We start from the raw sequence: 19,464 nt of genomic DNA, 5'->3' as shown, positions 1-19,464 counted from the left end.
GCCCCCTAGTGCGCGTGCGAGGCTTCGCCCTTGGCCAGTTCGGCCTTGAGCAGGAAGGCATTGGTGGAGGCGATGCGTTCGGCACCGTCCAGTCCGCGCAGGATCTCGGTTTCGCCACCGGCCTGACGTCCGGCCAGTACGGGGGTGGCCTTGAAGCCCTGCGGGGTGCTGACAAAGACCACGCTGGCACCATTCACCGTTTGCACGGCCTCGGTCGGAACAGTGATGACACCGCCGGTTTGACCCTCGGTGACGATGATGCCGCTGACGGAAGAACCAGCAGGGGGCAGGTCGCTGCCTTGCGGGCGTGCGCGGATCAGGGTCGCGCCGCTGTCTTGCGGGCCTGCATCGGCGGCGACGCCTGTGACCACGGCCTCGAACTCGCCCTGCTGGCCGGTGACGCGCAGGCTGGAGCCGATGCGGACATTGGCGGCCATGTGCGGTGGTGCGTTAAATACCAGCTCGACCCGTGCCGGATTGGTCACTTCGGCGACTACAGCGCCCTGTGCGACAAAACCGCCGGGGCCGACCTGAACATTGGTGACGACGCCTGAAATCGGGCTGACCACACTCATCCGGCCCGAGGCATTGGGCGATCCGGCAGCAGCCGAGCGGGCGCGGGCGGCGCGGGCCATAGCCTCGGCACTGGCAAGCTGGGCTTGCGAGGCCTCGACCTCCTGTCGGGCGACAACGCCTTGCTGGGCAAGGTTCTGGTTGCGCTGATGGGCCTGACGGGCGGCGGTGGCAGAGGCGGCGGCAGCGTCGGCTTCGGCCCTGAGGGCGGCACCATCACCGCTGAGGAGATTAATCAGGGCCTGACCAGCGCGGACTGACTGGCCGGGGGCAACAAGGACACGCTCGACTGTGCCGCCCACCGTGGCCCCGACAGCCGCGCGGGCATCCACCATGGCCTCGACACGACCGGACAGGCGGGTTTCGCCACCTCCGCCACGCGATACGCTAACGACCGAGATGCCAGCGGCCTTGATCTGCTCATTGGTCAGTTCAACGACGCCTTCGGGCGTTTCGGCCTGTTCGGTGGTCTCCGCATCGGGGGCGGCGGCAGGGGCTTCGTTCGACGAGGAAAGCTTGAGGGCCATCGCCCCGCCGCCCAGCAGCACGACAGCGGCAACGCCCGCGATAAGCAGCTTCTTGTTTGAAGTCAGGGTTTGCATCAGCGGTTTCCTTCAAAGGGGGCGCGGCCTTCCAGGCGCGCCAGATCGATCTCGGCGCGAACGCGGGCCAGACGGGCATCGACGGCGGCAGAACGGGCATTGATCAGCGTGGCTCGACCCGTTCGCAGTTCCAGTTGCGATATGCGTCCGGCCTCTGCGCCGATGCGCGAAAGGCGATAGGCTTCTTCTGCGGCGGCCACACCTGCATCGGCGGCTGAGACACGGCTGCCGGACGAAGACAGACGGGCCATGGCGGCGGCGCGGTCGGCACCGGCGTCCTGACGGGCCTGAAGCACGCGAGCCTCGGCGGCGCGGTGTTCGGCGCGGGCGGCGTCGATATTGCCACGGTTGCGATCAAACAGGGGCAGGGGCAGGCTCAAGCCGAAGGTCAGCGCCGTCTGGTCTTCCTGACCGTAACGGGTCACGCCGACGCTGGCGGTGACATCAGGGCGGCTATTGATCTGCTCGGCGGTGATGCGGCGCTCCGAAGCGGTGGCCTCGGCCTTGGCGACCCGTATGGCAGTCGTGTCCTGATCCGTAAGGGCAGCGGGGGCCGTCGGCATATCCAGCAGGCCCGACCCGATAGAGGTTGCGGGGACGGACAGCATGGCGACGGCGTTCAGGCGGGCAAAGGCGGCCTCGCGCTCGGCCTTGGCCTCGTCGAGGCTGGCGCGGGCGGCGGCGGCTTCGCTTTCAGCCTGAATGCCGCGCAGCAGCGGCTCGCGCCCTTCCTCGACCATGGCCAGCGCCGCGCGGGCATCGGCAAGGGCCAGCGTCAGGGCGTCCTCGGCCAAGGCGGCGCGGCGCTGGGCGGCTTCGGCTTCAGCATAGATCAACGCCAGCCGTCCGGCGGTGTCGATAGTGCTGAGGTCACGGCGCAGGGCGGCCGTTTCGGCATCGGCGCGGGCGACGCCGATGCGTGCGGAACGGCGTCCCCATAGTTCCAGATTTTGGCTTAGGGAAAGGCTGAGATCGCCTGAATCGAAACCCGAATAGGGACCGGAACCGGCGACGTTTTCCAGATCAATGGACAGGGCAGGGTTTGGTCGCGTGCGGGCTTGGCGAACGCGGGCCTCGGCGGCATCAGACAGGGCATGGGCTTCGGTGACGGCGGGTGTCTGATCCAGTCTTGCCAGCAGATCGGCATAGGACGGGGCGGGGTCGGCCCATGCCGAACCAGCCGTCATGCCGGTCAGCACAGAAAGCGCGCAGCCGATCGCGAGATGCGGCCAGCGACGAGTTGTCGGGGACATAGAGAAATTCCGGAAACAATGAACACAAAGGTGCGCGAAGGCGCGAGGCTTCGTTTCAGTTTCGGGGAGGGCGCATCAGTCCGTCAGATTCAAACGAAACGCTGCCGTCATCCATCGGCAGAGCGTGGCGCGACCGGCCGAAGGGTTCTGTAAGCGTGAAGTCGGACGAGACTAGACGTGCCGTGGTCGTGTGATGGCAATGGCCGTGGGCGCATACGCCCGGCTCACTGCCTTGTGTATCCGTGGTGTGGTTGTGGGCGACGGCCTGATGTTGGGCGGCAGGCTCCGGGGTACAGGCAGCGGTATCCGAAACAGGCACAAAGACAAAGGCAGCGAAGACCAGTGTCATCGCTACAATAAGCTTTGCCAAAGTTGTTATGGGCCGTTTCATCGTGGTGCAAACTAGTCGCCTGAAATTGCCATGGCAACGTGTTATAAGGTTCGCTTAGCGATTGAAGTTGCTGTTATTTTATCTCGTTACGGATGCCTGAATGGCTCGCCAAAGACTTGCTGACCTTAAGCATCGGGGCGCGAGGACTTCATTGGTCACGTTGAATAATGCGCAATGACGGCTTTGGCCCAATGAGACTTCAGCCATAAAAAAACGGCGAGTGGCTTTGGGGGCCGCTCGCCGTTTTCTTACGCGGGGCGCGATGTTGATCGCGCCCCTTTTATATTTGGATCAGGCGGGGACAGCCTCTTCCTCGGGGGATTCTTCATCACCCAGTTCGCCTTCCCATTTGGCGACTACGGCAGCCGCAACAGAGTTGCCGACGACGTTGGTGGCCGAACGACCCATGTCCAGCAGGTGGTCAACGCCCAGAACAATGGCGATCCATGCTTCCGGCAGGCCGAAATAGGTCAGCGTGGCCATGATGACGACCAGCGAGGCGCGCGGCACACCGGCAATGCCCTTGGAGGTGACCATCAGCAGCAACAGCATAAAGATCTGCTGCTGGATGCTGAGTTCAACGCCGTGGGCCTGCATGATGAACATGGTGGCGAAGGTGCAGTACAGCATCGAGCCATCAAGGTTGAACGAATAGCCCAGCGGCAGCACGAAGCTGACGATACGGCGCTTCACGCCAACCTTGGGCAGGACGTCCAGAATGCGCGGATAGGCGGCTTCGGAGCTGGCAGTCGAGAAGGCCAGCAGGGCAGGGGTGCGGATTTCGCGGAACAGCGGAATCACGCGCTTGCCCAGAACCAGCGCACCGGCCAGGAACAGCAGCAGCCACAGCGTACCCATGGCGGCGTAGAAGCCCAGCACAAACTTGGCATAGGTGCCCAGCATGGCCAGACCCTGCGTGGCTATGGTCGAGGCCAGTGCCGCAAAGATGGCCAGCGGGGCCAGCTTCATGACGAACTCGGTCACCTTCAACATGATGGAGGCGGCTTGTTCAACCAGATGCAGAATGGCCGGAGCCTTGTCGTCCAGCGCCGCAACGGCAGTGCCGACGAAGACCGAGAACACGACGATCTGCAGGATTTCGTTACGCGCCATGGCATCGAAGATGGAGGTCGGCACCAGATGGGTGATGAAACCATGCAACGAGAAGGCGTCCGTCGAGGCGGCAGGAGCCGTCGCAGCGACCGCTTCAGGCAGGTGCATACCGGCACCCGGTTGCAGAATCTGCACCATGACCAGACCCAGCAGCAGCGAAACCACTGAGGCCCCCATGAACCATGTCATGGTTTTGACGCCGATCCGCCCCACCGAGGCGGCGTCTTCCATGTGGGCGATGCCTGCAACCAGCGTGGTGAAGACCAGAGGCGCAATAATCATCTTGATCAAGCGCAGGAAGATTTCAGTGACAAGGTTCAGGTTCGACGCTGCGGCCGCTGCCTGATCCGCTGTCATAAAGTGGTTCAAACCCCACCCGGTCAGTACGCCGAGGATCATTGCCCCGATGATGAAGACCGCAAACATACGTTTCATATAAGCTACATCCAGTTTCGCTGTGCCAATGCCAGCCCCTCCAGCGAGGCAAGGCGAGTGGAAAAGGAAAGGGCGGCGAATAAACTATTCGCCGCCCGATGAACATCACGTTTTTATCATCATCATAACTAACTGATTTTAAATGGTTTTATTAATGCTGCACTGCAGCAAAAAACCAGAGAAGCAATGCACTTGTCGCTATATTCGTCACCAAGGCTGGCTATTGGCGACTCCTACAGGATGGTGTCACTGCCTAGTTTGAAGGCAGCAGGTTGGATGCAAATTCTCGGTATCGGCTATCGCGAACACCTTGGGTGGCGCGGGCGATGTCGGGGGCGAAATAGCGGTCCTGATCATAGGCCGGAGCGGCCTCGCGCACGATGGCGTAGACCTGTTCCAGTTCCGGCGACGAGGTCAGCGGACGGCGGAACTCGATGCCTTGGGCGGCGGACAGAAGCTCGATGCCGACGACCGTGGCGGTGTTCTCGGCCATGTCCAGCAGGCGACGGGCACCGTGGGTGGCCATCGAGACGTGGTCTTCCTGATTGGCGCTGGTCGGCACCGTGTCGATGACACAGGGGTGGGCGACCATGCGGTTTTCCGCGACCAGAGCCGCCGCCGTCACCTGTGCAATCATAAAGCCCGAGTTCACGCCGCTGTCCTTGACGAGGAAGGCGGGCAGGTCGGTCATCTTGGGGTCGACAAGGATGGAGGTGCGGCGCTCGGAAATATTGCCGATCTCGCATAGGACCATGGCGATCTGGTCGGCAGCATAGGCCACAGGTTCGGCGTGGAAATTGCCGCCCGAGATCACATCGCCATCTTCAAAGAAGACCAGCGGGTTATCGGTCACGGCATTGGCTTCGCGTTCCAGCATGGTGGCGGCGTTGCGCAGAATGTCCAGCGTGGCACCCATGACCTGCGGTTGGCAGCGCAGGGAATACGGGTCTTGTACCTTGGTGCAGTCGTGGCGGTGGCTGTCGCGGATGGCACTGTTGCTCAGCAGGCTACGCAGGCGGGCGGCCACATCGATTTGGCCGGGCTGGCCGCGCAGGGCGTGGATGCGGGGATCGAACGGCGCATCCGAGCCTTTGAGCGCATCGACCGACAGAGCACCGGCGGCGATGGCGGCGGCGAACACGTCCTCGGTCGCAAACAGACCGGCCAGTGCCAGTGCTGTTGAACACTGGGTGCCGTTCAGCAGGGCCAGACCCTCTTTCGGACCAAGAACAACAGGGGCAAGACCGGCCTTGGCGAGGGCGGCGGTAGCTTCCATGGTCTGGCCCTGATAGCGGGCCTCGCTGACACCCAGCATGACGCTGGACATATGGGCCAGAGGGGCCAGATCGCCGGACGCTCCGACCGAACCCTTGGACGGGATCAGCGGCAGCAGTTCGGCATTGACCATGCCGATGAGGGTTTCCAGCGTGCTGCGGCGAACGCCCGATGCGCCCTTCGACAGACTGGCAATCTTCAGCACCATCAGAAGACGGGTGACGTTCTCGTTCAGAGGTGCGCCGACGCCACAAGCATGGCTAAGAACAAGATTTTTTTGCAGGGTTTCAAGGTCTTGCGGCGCAATGCTCGTGTTAGCCAGCAAGCCGAAGCCGGTATTGATGCCGTAAACCGTGCGGCCCTCGGCCAGAATGGCGGCAACGGTCGCCGCGCCTTTTTCAACATTGCGCCAAGCGCCATCGGTCAAGCTGACCGTAACGGGGCCGATCAGGGCGGAACGAAGCTGGGCGAGGGTGAGCGGTGCGGCACCGATTTGGATGGTGGTGGTCATAAGCTTACAGGTCCAGCGAGGGCAGGTTCAGGCCGTGTTCGCGCGCGGCGTCCTTGGCGATGTCGTATCCGGCGTCGGCGTGACGCATGACGCCGGTGGCGGGGTCGTTCCACAGCACGCGCTCAAGGCGTTGGGCGGCCTCTGGTGTGCCGTCGGCAACGATGACGACACCCGAGTGCTGGCTATAGCCCATGCCGACGCCACCGCCGTGGTGCAGTGACACCCACGAGGCACCCGATGCGGTGTTCAACAGGGCATTCAGCAGCGGCCAGTCGGATACGGCATCAGAGCCATCCATCATGGCCTCGGTTTCGCGGTTCGGGCTGGCGACAGAGCCAGAATCCAGATGGTCGCGGCCGATGACGATGGGCGCGCTCAGCTCGCCCGAGGCCACCATCTCGTTGAACATCAGGCCCGCGCGATGGCGATCGCCCAGACCGATCCAGCAGATGCGGGCGGGCAGACCCTGGAAGGCGATGCGTTCGCCCGCCATGTCCAGCCAGCGGTGCAGGCCGGCATTGTCGGGGAACAGCTTCTTCATCGCCGCGTCGGTCTTGCGGATATCCTCGGGATCACCCGACAGGGCGGCCCAGCGGAACGGACCGATGCCACGGCAGAACAGCGGGCGGATATAGGCGGGCACAAAGCCGGGGAAGTCGAAGGCGTTCTTCACGCCCTCGTCAAAGGCGACCTGACGGATGTTGTTGCCATAGTCCACGGTGGGGATACCCATAGCGTGAAAATCGAGCATGGCCTGAACGTGGACAGCCATGGATTGACGGGCGGCAGCTTCAACCTCGGCAGGGGCCGAGATGCGCTTTTCTTCCCACTCGGCGACCGTCCAGTTTGCGGGCAGATAGCCGTTTACAGGGTCGTGGGCGCTGGTCTGGTCGGTGACCAGATCGGGGCGGATACCGCGTTCCACCATTTCAGGTAAAAGGTCAGCAGCATTGCCCAAAAGGCCGATTGATAATGCTTTTTTGTCTTTGAATGACTGTTCCAGCAGCGCCATGGCTTCGTCCAGCGTCTCGGCCATGACGTCGACATAACGGGTACGCATACGGAACTCGATGCGGCTTCGTTGGCACTCGATGGTGATGCACGAGGCACCGGCCATAGTCGCGGCCAGAGGCTGGGCACCGCCCATACCGCCAAGGCCCGCCGTCAGAATCCACTTGCCCGACCAGTCGCCATTATAGTGCTGGCGTCCGGCCTCCATGAAGGTCTCATAGGTGCCCTGAACGATGCCCTGGGTGCCGATATAGATCCACGAACCGGCGGTCATCTGGCCGTACATGGCCAGACCCTTTTTATCGAGTTCGTTGAAATGGTCCCACGTCGCCCATTTGGGCACGAGGTTGGAGTTGGCGATCAGCACGCGCGGGGCATCCGCATGGGTGCGGAAAACGCCGACCGGCTTGCCCGACTGGACCAGTAGCGTTTCGTCCGCTTCCAGTTTTTGCAGTTGCTCGACAATGGTGTCGAAGGCCTGCCAGTTGCGGGCGGCCTTGCCGATACCGCCATAGACAACAAGATCCTCGGGGCGCTCGGCCACATCTGGATCGAGATTGTTCATCAGCATCCGCATGGCGGCTTCGGCGGCCCATGTCTTGGCGGTCTTTTCAGGACCGTGCGGACTACGGATCACTCTGGTATTTTGGCGGGTATCGGGCGTAGCCATAGAATCCTCCGTGCGGCGTAAATCACCGTCGTGTTGGGTCTAGTGTTATGTCTAGACATTATTGTGCGCAAGGGGCAGTTTCATCGCATGGATCACGAACCGCTTCATCGCCGCATCGCAGGAGACATCGAGCGCCGCATCGCTTCGGGCGAATGGCAGCCGGGTTTCCGCATCCCGACCGAGGCGGAACTGATGGCCGAATATGGCTGTGCCCGCATGACGGTTTCGCGGGCGATTACCGACCTTGCATCGCGCGCCCTTGTGGTGAGGCGCAGGCGGGCGGGGACTGTGGTGGCACATCCGCCGGTGCATTCCTCGGCGCTGGTTTCCATTCCCGACATCCAGTCCGAGGTCGAGGGCAGGGGCCTGACCTATAGTCACCGCCTGATGGGACGGATTGTGCGCCCTGCCTTGGCCGAAGAGGAAATGGGGGGACGGGTGATCGAACTGGAAACCCTGCACCTTGCCGACGATGTGCCGTTTGTATTCGAGCGCCGTCTGATTGCACTGGATGTGGCCCCTGATGCCGAGACGGCTGATTTTGCGGCCCAGCCTCCGGGCGGTTGGCTGCTGGCCAATATGCCGTGGACCGAGGCCGAGCACCGGATTTCTGCTGTTGGCGCAGACCGCGAAACGGCGGCAGGACTGGGGCTGGCCGACGGTGCGCCGTGTTTGCGGTTGGAGCGCCGCACATGGCGTGATGGTCAGGGCGTAACGCAGGCCTCGCAGATTTTTCCGGGTGGAGCCTATGATCTGGTCGCCCGTTTTTCACCGACAAAGGGATGAGCATGGTTGATGTGTCTGAGGCCCAAATATCTGAGGCTCTGGGCTGGCGCTCGGTCGGTGATCTGGTCGGGCAATATCCCGATGCGCCGGTGGCCCTGATCGGAGCACCGCTGAACGAGCGGTCGCTGACACCGGGACGATGTGATCTGGGTCCGAAGGTCTTGCGGGGCGTCCTGCCTCGCCTGTCCACCTATGATGTCGAGACGGGGGTGGAACTGGACCTGCGCGTGCATGATGCGGGCGATGTGGCGCTAAAGGCCGTCTCGCCCTTTGATGCCTTTGTGCCGGTGCGTGATGCCGTGGCGGCGCAAAGCCACCGCGCCATGACCATTCTGGTCGGTGGCAATAATGCGATCACCCGCGCGGGTGTTCATGCGCTGGGGCTGGAGCGGGCAGGGTTGCTGACATTGGATGCGCATTTTGACCTGCGCGACACCGATCAGGGACTGACCAACGGCAATCCGGTTCAGGCCCTGCTGGATGACGGTATGGACGGGGCGCGCATCAGTCAGGTGGGCCTTGCACCGTTTGCCAATACCCGCCGCGCCCATGAAAAGGCCAAGGCGGCGGGCATCAGTGTCCGCACCGTACGCGAATGCCGCGAGCAGGGACTGGTGGCTGTGGTTCAGCAGGAGTTGGAGCGCCTGTCTGCCCTGTGCGAGGTCATCTATGTCGATTTCGACATCGACGTGATCGACCGCAGCCAGTGGCCTGCCAGTCCCGGTGCGCGTCCCGGTGGCGTGTCGGTGCATGACTTCTTTGATGCCACCCGCGCGATTGCCGCCCATCCCAAGGTACGCGCTGTGGACCTGACCGAATATGACCCGTCGCTGGAAGTTGGTGATCTGGGATCGCTGACGGCGGGCCGTTGGTTCTGCGAAATCCTGAGTGGAGTGGCGGCGCGATGATTGAAGCTGATCTTCTCCTTACCAACTGCCATGTCGCCACCATGACCGAGGGTAGCGTGCCCTATGGTGCCATCGAGGATGCGGCAGTCTTGATCCAGAACGGGCGTATCGTTTGGATCGGTGCGCGTGCGGACCTGCCTGTGTATAAGATTGTGAAAACACATGATCTTGGTGGGCGCTGGGTCACGCCGGGTCTGATCGACTGTCACACCCATCTGGTGTTTGGCGGTGATCGCTCGGGCGAGTTCGAGCAGCGGCTGGAAGGCGTGACCTATGAGGATATCGCCCGTGCCGGTGGCGGGATTGTCTCTTCGGTGCGGGCCACTCGCGCAGAGAGCGAGGACCAGCTTTATGCCTCGGCGCTCAAGCGCTTGCGGGGCTTGAAGGATACGGGCGTTACGACGGTAGAGATCAAGTCCGGCTATGGTTTGGACTACGATAGCGAACTGAAAATGTTGCGCGTTGCCCGTCGTATCGGGCGCGAGGCGGGGGTGCGGGTTCGCACCTCGTATCTGGGGCTGCATGCCGTTCCGCCGGAGCATAAGGCGGACCGTGCTACCTATGTGGATAAGGCTGTGGATGAAATCCTGCCCGCTGCCCATGCCGAGGGGCTGGTGGATGCGGTGGATGCCTATTGCGAGCCGATTGCTTTCTCGGTGGAGGAGGTCAGCCGCCTGTTCGACAAGGCCGAACAACTGGGCCTGCCGGTCAAGCTGCATGCAGACCAGTTGTCGGATGGCGGTGGTGCTGCTCTGGCCGCCCGTTATCATGCCCTGTCCGCCGACCATATCGAACACACGACCGAGGCGGGCGTAAAGGCCATGGCCGAGGCGGGTGTCGTTGCTGTGCTGTTGCCGGGTGCGTATTTGATGCTGCGCGAAACGCAGGCACCGCCCGTCGCCTTGTTGCGCCAGCACGGCGTTCACATGGCGGTGGCCACGGACTGCAACCCCGGTACGTCGCCTGTGGCCTCGATGACCGCAGCGCTCAATCTGGCCTGTGTCCAGTTCCGCCTGACACCGGCCGAGGCCTTGGCGGGCGTTACCCGCGAGGCCGCCAAGGCGCTGGGTATTTCTGACGAGGTTGGCACCATAGAGGTCGGCAAGATGGCCGATCTGGCCGTCTGGGACATCAAGCGCCCCGCCGAGCTGTGCTACTGGCTGGGCACCCCGTTATTGCACGCGGTCTATAAGGACGGCGTGCAACGCGCCTGAAGCATCAGATCGCCCCTGTGCGCGGTTTGACCACCAGAAGGTCGTCATCATCGGTTTCCAGATCGGTCAGGATCGGACAGTCGGGACGGTGGTCGCCCGCACAGCAGTCGGCCAATGTTTGCAGCGTATCGGCCATTTGCTGAAGGTTTTCGATCTTCTGGCGCAGGGCCGTGATGTGGGACCGTGCCAAGGCTTTCACATCGGCGCTCTGGCGGCTGCGGTCCTGCCACAGGGCCAGAAGCTCGGTGATCTCGGCAACTGAAAAGCCGAGATCACGCGAACGGCGGATAAAGCGCAGGACATGCACATCCTTGTCGGAATAGTCCCGATAACCGGATGCGGTACGATCCGCAGGCGGGATCAGGCCCGTCTGCTCGTAATAGCGGATCATCTTGGCCGAAACGCCCGAGGCCTTGGCTGCATCACCGATATTCATGTCCTGCGTTCCTTTTCTATTGGGCGTTTGCGGGCGGCTGCCAGCCTTTGAGGCGCAAGGCATTGCCCAGCACGAACACCGAAGACAGCGCCATCGCACCGGCAGCAAACACCGGCGACAACAGGATGCCGAAGGCCGGATAAAGCACACCCGCCGCGACAGGGATCAGGGCCGTATTATAGGCAAAGGCCCAGAACAGGTTCTGCTTGATGTTGCGGATCGTGCCTTGTGACAGGGCGATGGCATTGGGCACGCCGGTCAGGCTGCCGGACATCAGCACAACATCGGCGGCCTCGATGGCGATATCGGTGCCGGTACCGATGGCAATGCCGACATCGGCCTCGGCCAGAGCGGGGGCGTCGTTGATGCCGTCACCGACAAAGGCCAGTTTGCCGTATTCGGCCTTGAGGGCCTTGACCTTCTCGACCTTGCCCTCGGGCAGGACCTCGGCCACCACAAGGTCGATGCCCAGTTGGCGGGCGATAGCCTCGGCGGTGTGGCGGTTGTCGCCGGTGATCATCGCCACCTTCAGACCCAGTGCGTGCATGGCGGCAATGGCGCGCGGCGTCGATTCCTTGATGGGATCGGCTACGGCCACAATGGCGGCCAGTCGGCCATCTATGGCGGCATAGAGCGGCGACTTGCCTTCACTGCCCAGACGTTCGGCGGTTGCGGCAAAGGCACCGACATCCATGCCCAGTTTTTCCATGTAACGGTCGGCACCGATCTCGATGCGCTGGCCGTCGATCTCGGCTTTCACGCCAAAGCCGGTAACGGATTCAAACTTGGTAATCGCGGGCAGGGTCAGGCCTTGCGCCTCGGCGGCATCGACAATGGCGCGCGCGATCGGGTGTTCGGACTTGGCCTCGACGGCGGCCACGCGGGCCAGAACCGTGTCGCGGTCAAAATCGCCTGCGACTTCCAGATCGGTCAGGGCGGGCTTGCCCTCGGTCAGGGTGCCGGTCTTGTCGACGGCGACGATCTTGGCGTCTTTCAGCAGTTGCAGCGCCTCGCCCTTGCGGAACAGCACGCCCATTTCGGCGCCACGGCCAGTGCCAACCATGATCGAGGTCGGCGTGGCCAGACCCATGGCACACGGACAGGCGATAATCAGAACCGCCACTGCATTGACCAGCGCAAAGGTCAGGGCAGGCGAAGGCCCGAAGACCAGCCAGACAAGGAAGGTCAGCAGTGCCGCGCCAATAACCGCAGGCACGAACCACATGGTGATGCGGTCCACCATGGCTTGAATAGGCAGTTTGGAGCCTTGGGCCTGTTCGACCATGCGGATGATCTGGGCCAGAACGGTCTGGCCACCCACGGCGGTAGCGCTAAAAGCCAGCGCACCCTTCTGGTTGACGGTGCCGCCGACGACTTCGCTGCCGACGGTTTTGGCCACAGGGATAGGCTCGCCGGTGATCATGGATTCATCGACATAGCTGTCGCCCTCGATCACCTGACCGTCCACGGGCATACGCTCGCCGGGGCGTACCTCGACGATGTCACCGGGGACAACCTCGGCAATGGCGACTTCCAGCGTCTGACCGTCGCGGCGCACACGGGCGGTCTTGGCCTGAAGGCCGACCAGACGCTTGATGGCTTCGGAGGTGCGGCCCTTGGCGCGCGCCTCCATATAGCGTCCGGCAAGGATCAGGGTGACGATGACGGCGGCGGCTTCGTAATAGACGTTCACCGTGCCGCTGGGCAGCAGTTGCGGCGCAAAGGTTGCGACCAGCGAATACAGATAGGCCGCCATGGTGCCGACCGACACCAGCGAGTTCATATCGGGGGCCAGACGCAACAGCGCCGGAATACCCTTTTGATAGAAACGTAGGCCCGGAATGAACAGAACCAGCGACGTCAGGGCGAACTGGAGATACCAGTTGTTCTGCATGCCGATGGTGTTCATCACCAGATCATGCACGGCAGGGATCATGTGCGATCCCATTTCCAAGACAAAGACGGGCAGGGTCAAAAGACCCGCGATCAGGGTGTCGCGCTTTAACGCGGCCTGTTCGGCGTCTTTCTTGGCGGCCTGTTCGTCGGCCTGATCGATGCCATTATCCACCAGACGGGCGCTATAGCTGGTCTTGGCCACGGCTTTAATCAGGGTGTCGGCATCGACGGTGCCGCTGATGGTGGCGCGTTCGGTGGCAAGGTTGACGGTCGCACCGGTCACGCCCGAAACGGCTTTCAGCGCGCGCTCGACATTGCCGACGCAGGACGCACAGGTCATGCCCTCGATGGCCAGTTCGATGGAAGAGGCGGGAACGCTATAGCCGGCAGTCTCGACCGCCTTGACCAGTGCGGTGCGGTCCACATTGCTATCGGCGCGGATTTCGGCGCGTTCGGTGGCCAGATTGACGCTGACCTTCTCGACACCCGCGACCTTGTTCAGTTGCGCTTCGACACGGCCGACGCAGGACGCGCAGGTCATGCCCTCGATGGGCAGGCTGATAGTATTAAACGATGCGGGGCCGGTTTTTGCCGGGGTGTTCATAGCGTTTCCTCACAGCTTCTGTTCGATCTCGCAAGGAAGCTAGGGCTTCCCATCGTTGGAAGGTCAAGTGTGAAAACGGTATATAATGTCTCTTGACCTTACCACCATGGGAAGCCCTATCCGGTGGTGGCCCAATAGGAGGCAATGGAGTTGATTATGCAGTTTTCTATCGCACGCATGTCCTGTGGCGGATGCGTAAAGGCCATCACCGCAGCCATCGTATCGATCGATGCAAACGCCAAGGTCGAGGCGGATACTGTCAGCAAACAGGTTACGGTCGAGACTTCGGCCAGCCGCGACGATGTTTTGAAGGCGCTGGATACAGCGGGTTATCCCGCAGCATAAGCCTGAATACGAAGGCGGCCTCTGCGTATGGAAAGCAAATCGTTGGGCCTGAGGCCCAACGATTTTCTGGTTCCTAGAAACGGGTGGTTACGAAGATCGAGGTGTAGAACAGATCTTCGTTGCTGCCGGTTTCCTTGAGGAAATCACCGGCCTTGACGTGGTTGATCAGGAAGCCTGCGGCCACATGGCTGTTGAAGGTGTAGTCAAAGCGCGTGGTGGTGCGCAGACCCACATCACGTGACTGGCCTTCATAGGCACCGCGCATCAGGGCAGGGGCGAGGCTATAGACGCCATCGTCCTTGGACAGGCGCTGCAAGACGGTGACACCGACATTGGCCGAGAGTTTCGGCATCGGGTTCACATTCACGTTCACGCCAGCCTGCATCATGTTCGAATAGCCGAACTCGGGCGTGAAGCTCTGGCCGCGGCCCCATAGCGGGTCGAAGGTCTGGGACGTGTTGTCGTTAGGGTCTTTGTCACCCGAGCCGAACTCGAAACGGGTGCCCAGACGCGGGTTCCATGCGCCTTTAAGCTGATAGGTGGCTTCGGCACCGAGGAACCAGGCCTCGACATCCTTGCCATTGAAGGTCTCGCCGCCTTGCAGCATGGCTTCGACATCATAGGTCAGGGCGTCCTTGCGGGCACCGACGCGAACCGAGAAGGTGTCACGCTCGCCTGCGAAGTCGGGCACGCGCGCGGTGTCCTGTTCTGTGCGCAGATACAGGAACTCGATTTCACCTTGCCCTGCAAAGCCGCTGATACGACGGGCGGCTTGGGCCGAGTAGAATTTGAAACCGTCATTGGTTTCGTTGTTCCACTCGCCCGGGAGGTCGCTGACAGTCTTGCCGGCCAGTGCGCCGTAGCGCCAGTCGCCATTGGTGGCCTGAACGCGCAGAGCATCATAGGCGCGGCGAGTGTTTGGCCCATTACGCGGGTCGAACAGACGGCCCTTGCCGATCAGGATTTCCTGACGGCCGCCACGCACGAACACCGAACCATTGTCGCCAAAGGTGGTGCTGGCCTCGACAAACAGTTGGTGGCCTTCGATGTTGTTATGATCGACCGGATTACGGGTCGGGACATTGTCACCATTGGTGCCGGTGGCCTGAAGCTCGCCGAAGACGCGCAGGTTCGGCGTAATGTTCAGATCGCCCCACAGACGCAGGCGGTGTTGCAGGTCAAAACCGTCATCCTCGACGCCGCGACCAAAATCCAGATGCTCGCGTGTTTCGGTGCGGATGCGGGCCTCGCCCCCTAGGGTTAGATAGGCCTGATCGCCAATGGGGATGTATTTCAGCTTGGCCCACATGGAATCCCGCAGGGCCGGATCGGCCAGATGCGAGAAGTCGTCATCATAGGACATGGGCGCAAAGACCGGAGCCGCAGAAGACTGGGCCGAAGAGGATTGGGCACTGGCCATCGGGGCAATGGCACAGGCAGCCAGAAGGGCAAGGGCGCAGGTGGAACCGCGCCACACAAAGGTGGACGTCATAACGGGGTTTCCTCGGATGATTTTATAGTGGGACGAAGGCCGGTCTCCCCGAAGGCGCAGTCACGTCTTCGGGGAGAACCGTTTCGTCAGTTTGCCTTGATGGCAGGGGCGTCGGGTTCAACCGCGGGATTGTCGCGGGTTTCCGGCGTACGCAGGACGGCGATCAGTGCCGGGATCGACATGACGGTGGCATAGATGGCTACGGCCAAACCGCTACCGGTGACTTTCAGCAGGATGGCACCAAGGATCGGGGCGATCGAGCCACCGGCTACCGAGGCCAGCTGATAGCTGGTCGACAGGGCGGTGAAGCGGATGCGGGTCGGGAACAGCTCGGCCATGAAAGCGGCCATGGCCCCCAGAATGACACCGTGCGATGCCAGACACAGGATCACGAACAGCTGAAGTTCGGTCTGCGAGGTTTCACCCGGCTTGAGGGTAAACAGGGCAAAGCTGCTGATGGCCGACAGACCCAAACCGATCAACAGGATCGGACGACGCCCGAATTTGTCAGCGGCGGCAGCTGCGAACAGAACGACGACAACCTCGACCAGCGAAGCCCACAGGATCGCATTCATGACCGGGCCACGGCTGAAGCCGAGATAGGTCGTTGCCATCAGAACGAGGAAGGTACTGAAGATGTAGAGGAAGGTGTTCTCAGACGCCTTCAGGAAGAAGGCCGTCAGCATCCGGCGCCAGCTGGTGACGAAGGATTCCTTCAGCGGCGCGTGTTCAACGTGCTCGCGCTTGGACTTGATGGCGATGAATTCGGGGGATTCCTCAACCTTGCGGCGGGTCCAGAAGCCGAGGAAGACCAGCAGGGCTGACAGGAAGAACGGAATACGCCATGCCCATTCTAGGAAGCCCTGATCGCCATAAATGCGCTGGACGATGAGGATCACCATAGCGGCAAGCACGTTGGCGAGGGGGCCGGCAAACATGGTGAAGCTGGTCCAGAAGGCACGCTGGTGCGAGGGCATGGATTCCGAAATGATCAGGATCGCGCCGGTGGCTTCGCCGCCGACAGCAATACCCTGTACGATACGCAGAACCAGCAGCAGGATGGGGGCTGCAATGCCGATGGTTTCATAGGTCGGCAGCAGACCAACGGCAAAAGTGCCGAAACCCATCATCAAAAGGCTGACAACCAGCACGTGCTTGCGCCCGATTTTGTCGCCCAGAATGCCGAAGATAATGCCGCCCAAGGGACGGGCCAGGAAGCCCGCCGCAAAGGTGCCCAGAGCCAGCAAAGTGGCCATAAACGGATCGGCAGTGTTATAGAACAGCTTGTCGAAGACCAGCACCGCACACATGGCGAATGCGAAAAAGTCGTACCATTCCAATGTGGTGCCGACTGTGCTCGCCACCATGAGATTTACGCGTTTGTTCATTTTCTCTCCCCTGTCCGGCTTTTGACCGGACAGAATGCTTGGGCATTTACTTTATTAATTTTCGAGACTTAAGCCTCTTGTTGCCCGGGTATTTGTATTAAAGTGCCAAAACCAGACGGCTGCCTTTCTTGGCTCGCGAACAGCAGGACATCAGACGATCACTGGTGGCGTGTTCGGTCGCAGACATGGCCTTGTCTCGGTGATCTGCCTCGCCATCCAGAACCCTGACCTCGCAACTACCGCACAAGCCTTCACGGCAGTCGCTCTGGATATCGATACCGGCGGCTTCGAGCGCATCCAGTAGGGTTTCATTGGCCGCCACGGTGAGGGTGCGCTCGCTATCGGCAAGTTCGACCTCGAAGGCGGTTTCGTTCTCGGGATCGAGGCCAGTGGCCACGGCCGAGAAGTGTTCGATGTGCAGGCGATCTGCTATCGGCTCCATCAAATCTTGCAGAGCGTTCAGCAGGCTTTCTGGTCCGCAAGAATAGATATGGGTTTGTGCGCCGATGCCCGCGACCGTGGCCGCCAGATCCAGGCTTTGGCCTTCGTCACCAGCATATAAACTTGTGACAGCACCATGGTCGCGCATCAAACGCCCGACCATGGCCATATTGGCACGTACGCGGCCCGCATAATGGACCTGGTAAGGCTTGCCCAGCGATTTGAGGCGATCCGCCATGGCTATGATCGGCGTAATGCCGATACCGCCTGCGATCAGCACATAGTCGTCGTGGGTTTCATTCAGGCGGAAGTGGTTCTTCGGGCCGCGAATGCGCACTGACATGCCTTCGCGCAGGGTCTGGTGAATGTGCAGCGAACCGCCGCGACCATTATCCTCGCGCAGGATGGCGACCTTGAGGGTGCTGTTGTCACCCGCTTCGCCGCACAACGAGTATTTACGGCTGAAATCGCCCACTTCGAAATCGATGTGCGAACCGGCGTTCCAGCGGGGCAGGGCGTTGCCGTTCGGGTCTTTCAGGGTCACGGCCAGAATATTTTCGCCGATACGTTCCAGTGTCTCGACGCGCATTTCACGCGACAGATCCTGTTTCGACGGCGGACCGATCTTAATCGGATAGCGGCTGCCAAGGATTTCAGGGTTGGTGCGTTCGGGGTTCTTGGACGGGTCCCAGCGAACCCATAGATTGTCCGGCCCGCGCACCGAGGTATTGGGCAGGTATTCGAACTTCTGGTTCGGCACCAGTTCCATGTGTGGCAGGCGCTTTGTCAGTTCCTCGAAGAAGATACGCATTTCCATGCGCGCGAGGTTTTTGCCGAGGCACTGGTGGCTGCCATAGCCGAAGGTCAGGTGATCGGTTGTATTGTCACGATAGATATCCAGCTCGTCGGGGTTTTCGAAATGGCGCTCGTCGTGGTTGGCCGAGGCCATGACGATTAACAGCTTGGCCCCTTCGGGGATGTCGACGCCACCAACAACGGCGGGTTTAATCGCTCTGCGGCGCCATGCCACGAACGAACCCGAGAAGCGTAGGCATTCTTCGATAGCGTTGGGGATCAGGGCCGGATTGGCGCAGATGGATTCCCACAGGGCGCGGTTTTCCAGCAAAAGCTTGAAGGCATTGGCCGAGGCATTGGCGGTGGTTTCGTGGGCGGCCACGATACCGGCCATCATCATTGAGTGCAGATAGGAGTCGGTAACAACTTCCGGTAGCTCTTTTTGCTTGCGGATCGAATAGTCCATCCAGCCGTGACCATTCGGATTCTTGCGCATCTTCTCCAGCACTTCGCCGGAGAACTGCCAGAACTTGCCAACGGCTTCGGCGACGCCGATTTGCTCGTCCAGCGTCGGGCGGCCCCAGGTATTGACCGTATGCGCGATGGAATATTCGCGCAGTCGGTCCATGTCCTCTTCGGGAACGCCGAGGAAGTTGAGCGCGATAATAAGCGGCACTTCCCACAGCATGTCCTCGACCAGATCGACCTCGCCGCGATCGACAAAGCGGTCGACATATTGGCGGGTGACCTTGCGTACCATCTCTTCGTGGTGGGCCAGTTCCTCGGGCAGGAAGGAGTGCAGCAGAACGCGGCGACGCTCCATGTGCGCCGGTTCGTCCTCGTTCACGAGGGTGCGGTTCATGCCGTAATCGTATTTCTCGAGGACCGCGTTCGCTTCGGGCGAATTGGGCGTCATCTTTTCGAGCGCGATAGACGGAGAGAAGACGTCGTTATTGCGGAAAACCGCCTTCACGTCCTCGTAGCGGCTGACGATCCAGTAGCCCAGCTTGGGGCTGTAGAAGACCGGTTCGCGGTCACGCGACCAGCGCAGAGCCTCGGCCGGATCGACTTGGTACGGCCCTTCGAACATGTCGAAATCGGCCGGTGTGTTGTCGAACGGGCATTTGGCTTTGGTGGCTTCGGCCTTCGCATTCGAGCCAGTGAATGGGCAACCGCCTCCAACAGCCATAGCGCTGCTGTTGATGTTTTGTCCGTCCATGCCTCTCCCTCACGCATTACAGATGCTCGTTTATCGAGCGTTATTGTTCTAAAATCGAACTTATTTTTGATCCATGTCAAGCGGCTTGTATGGACACAGGCCGAAG

General features: G+C 61.4%; 14 protein-coding genes. 4 read left to right on the top strand and 10 right to left on the bottom strand.

Going from position 1 to position 19,464, the window contains the following annotated elements; genetic code table 11:
- Positions 1-5: 5 nt before the first annotated feature.
- The 5 genes from FHS64_RS08750 to hutU form a co-directional block, all read right to left on the bottom strand.
- Positions 6-1,175 carry an efflux RND transporter periplasmic adaptor subunit gene (locus FHS64_RS08750; RefSeq protein ID WP_167177828.1) on the bottom strand — a complete coding sequence of 390 codons (1,170 nt, stop codon included), beginning with the start codon at positions 1,173-1,175 and terminating at the stop codon, positions 6-8.
- Positions 1,175-2,428, bottom strand: coding sequence for a TolC family protein (locus FHS64_RS08745; RefSeq protein ID WP_167177827.1), 1,254 nt, complete (start codon positions 2,426-2,428; stop codon positions 1,175-1,177). The genes FHS64_RS08750 and FHS64_RS08745 overlap by 1 nt, the downstream gene beginning before the upstream one ends.
- A gap of 682 nt (positions 2,429-3,110) precedes the next feature.
- Positions 3,111-4,367 carry a dicarboxylate/amino acid:cation symporter gene (locus FHS64_RS08740; RefSeq protein WP_167177826.1) on the bottom strand — a complete coding sequence of 419 codons (1,257 nt, stop codon included), beginning with the start codon at positions 4,365-4,367 and terminating at the stop codon, positions 3,111-3,113.
- A gap of 253 nt (positions 4,368-4,620) precedes the next feature.
- Positions 4,621-6,153 (bottom strand): histidine ammonia-lyase, encoded by a 1,533-nt coding sequence (gene hutH / locus FHS64_RS08735; protein WP_167177825.1) that lies wholly within the window; start codon positions 6,151-6,153, stop codon positions 4,621-4,623.
- 4 nt (positions 6,154-6,157) lie between these two features.
- Entirely contained in the window at positions 6,158-7,834 is a 1,677-nt protein-coding gene (gene hutU, locus FHS64_RS08730) for a urocanate hydratase (RefSeq protein ID WP_167177824.1), read from the bottom strand.
- A gap of 87 nt (positions 7,835-7,921) precedes the next feature.
- On the opposite strand from hutU, the gene FHS64_RS08725 reads away from it, so the two are divergent.
- Genes FHS64_RS08725 through hutI form a run of 3 tightly spaced genes read left to right on the top strand, consistent with a single transcriptional unit; the run spans position 7,922 to position 10,742 of the window.
- Entirely contained in the window at positions 7,922-8,620 is a 699-nt protein-coding gene (locus FHS64_RS08725; protein ID WP_167177823.1) for a UTRA domain-containing protein, read from the top strand.
- A gap of 2 nt (positions 8,621-8,622) precedes the next feature.
- Positions 8,623-9,528 (top strand): agmatinase family protein, encoded by a 906-nt coding sequence (locus FHS64_RS08720; protein ID WP_167177822.1) that lies wholly within the window; start codon positions 8,623-8,625, stop codon positions 9,526-9,528.
- Entirely contained in the window at positions 9,528-10,742 is a 1,215-nt protein-coding gene (hutI, locus tag FHS64_RS08715; protein WP_424945242.1) for an imidazolonepropionase, read from the top strand. Before FHS64_RS08720 ends, hutI begins: the two co-directional genes overlap by 1 nt.
- 4 nt (positions 10,743-10,746) lie before the next feature.
- Here the strand turns inward: hutI and cueR are convergent, their stop codons facing one another.
- Both cueR and FHS64_RS08705 read right to left on the bottom strand, forming a co-directional pair.
- Positions 10,747-11,178, bottom strand: coding sequence for a Cu(I)-responsive transcriptional regulator (cueR, locus tag FHS64_RS08710; protein ID WP_167177820.1), 432 nt, complete (start codon positions 11,176-11,178; stop codon positions 10,747-10,749).
- Between the two features lie 16 nt (positions 11,179-11,194).
- Positions 11,195-13,678 carry a heavy metal translocating P-type ATPase gene (locus tag FHS64_RS08705; protein WP_167177819.1) on the bottom strand — a complete coding sequence of 828 codons (2,484 nt, stop codon included), beginning with the start codon at positions 13,676-13,678 and terminating at the stop codon, positions 11,195-11,197.
- 156 nt (positions 13,679-13,834) lie between these two features.
- On the opposite strand from FHS64_RS08705, the gene FHS64_RS08700 reads away from it, so the two are divergent.
- Positions 13,835-14,023, top strand: coding sequence for a heavy-metal-associated domain-containing protein (locus FHS64_RS08700; RefSeq protein WP_167177818.1), 189 nt, complete (start codon positions 13,835-13,837; stop codon positions 14,021-14,023).
- A gap of 73 nt (positions 14,024-14,096) precedes the next feature.
- Here FHS64_RS08700 and FHS64_RS08695 read toward each other — a convergent pair whose 3' ends face one another.
- From FHS64_RS08695 to FHS64_RS08685, 3 genes are all read right to left on the bottom strand, one after another.
- Positions 14,097-15,515 carry an alginate export family protein gene (locus FHS64_RS08695; protein ID WP_167177817.1) on the bottom strand — a complete coding sequence of 473 codons (1,419 nt, stop codon included), beginning with the start codon at positions 15,513-15,515 and terminating at the stop codon, positions 14,097-14,099.
- An 86-nt stretch (positions 15,516-15,601) separates the two neighbouring features.
- Positions 15,602-16,903 carry an MFS transporter gene (locus FHS64_RS08690; protein WP_167177816.1) on the bottom strand — a complete coding sequence of 434 codons (1,302 nt, stop codon included), beginning with the start codon at positions 16,901-16,903 and terminating at the stop codon, positions 15,602-15,604.
- Positions 16,904-17,000: 97 nt separating this feature from the next.
- Positions 17,001-19,358 carry a cytochrome P450/oxidoreductase gene (locus tag FHS64_RS08685; protein WP_167177815.1) on the bottom strand — a complete coding sequence of 786 codons (2,358 nt, stop codon included), beginning with the start codon at positions 19,356-19,358 and terminating at the stop codon, positions 17,001-17,003.
- Between the last annotated feature and the right edge of the window lie 106 nt (positions 19,359-19,464).

This window comes from Brevundimonas terrae (genome assembly GCF_011761985.1).
Classification (GTDB): Bacteria; Pseudomonadota; Alphaproteobacteria; order Caulobacterales; family Caulobacteraceae; genus Brevundimonas; species Brevundimonas terrae.
This window is presented reverse-complemented; position numbering and strand designations above follow the sequence as displayed.

Coding starts and splice junctions, on each gene's coding strand:
- FHS64_RS08725 (WP_167177823.1), top strand. CDS start 7,922: ATGGATCACGAACCGCTTCATCGCCGCATCGCAGGAGACATCGAGCGC.
- FHS64_RS08695 (WP_167177817.1), bottom strand. CDS start 15,515: ATGACGTCCACCTTTGTGTGGCGCGGTTCCACCTGCGCCCTTGCCCTT.
- FHS64_RS08700 (WP_167177818.1), top strand. CDS start 13,835: ATGCAGTTTTCTATCGCACGCATGTCCTGTGGCGGATGCGTAAAGGCC.
- hutH (WP_167177825.1), bottom strand. CDS start 6,153: ATGACCACCACCATCCAAATCGGTGCCGCACCGCTCACCCTCGCCCAG.
- FHS64_RS08690 (WP_167177816.1), bottom strand. CDS start 16,903: ATGAACAAACGCGTAAATCTCATGGTGGCGAGCACAGTCGGCACCACA.
- FHS64_RS08745 (WP_167177827.1), bottom strand. CDS start 2,428: ATGTCCCCGACAACTCGTCGCTGGCCGCATCTCGCGATCGGCTGCGCG.
- cueR (WP_167177820.1), bottom strand. CDS start 11,178: ATGAATATCGGTGATGCAGCCAAGGCCTCGGGCGTTTCGGCCAAGATG.
- FHS64_RS08705 (WP_167177819.1), bottom strand. CDS start 13,678: ATGAACACCCCGGCAAAAACCGGCCCCGCATCGTTTAATACTATCAGC.
- hutU (WP_167177824.1), bottom strand. CDS start 7,834: ATGGCTACGCCCGATACCCGCCAAAATACCAGAGTGATCCGTAGTCCG.
- FHS64_RS08685 (WP_167177815.1), bottom strand. CDS start 19,358: ATGGACGGACAAAACATCAACAGCAGCGCTATGGCTGTTGGAGGCGGT.
- FHS64_RS08740 (WP_167177826.1), bottom strand. CDS start 4,367: ATGAAACGTATGTTTGCGGTCTTCATCATCGGGGCAATGATCCTCGGC.
- FHS64_RS08750 (WP_167177828.1), bottom strand. CDS start 1,175: ATGCAAACCCTGACTTCAAACAAGAAGCTGCTTATCGCGGGCGTTGCC.
- FHS64_RS08720 (WP_167177822.1), top strand. CDS start 8,623: ATGGTTGATGTGTCTGAGGCCCAAATATCTGAGGCTCTGGGCTGGCGC.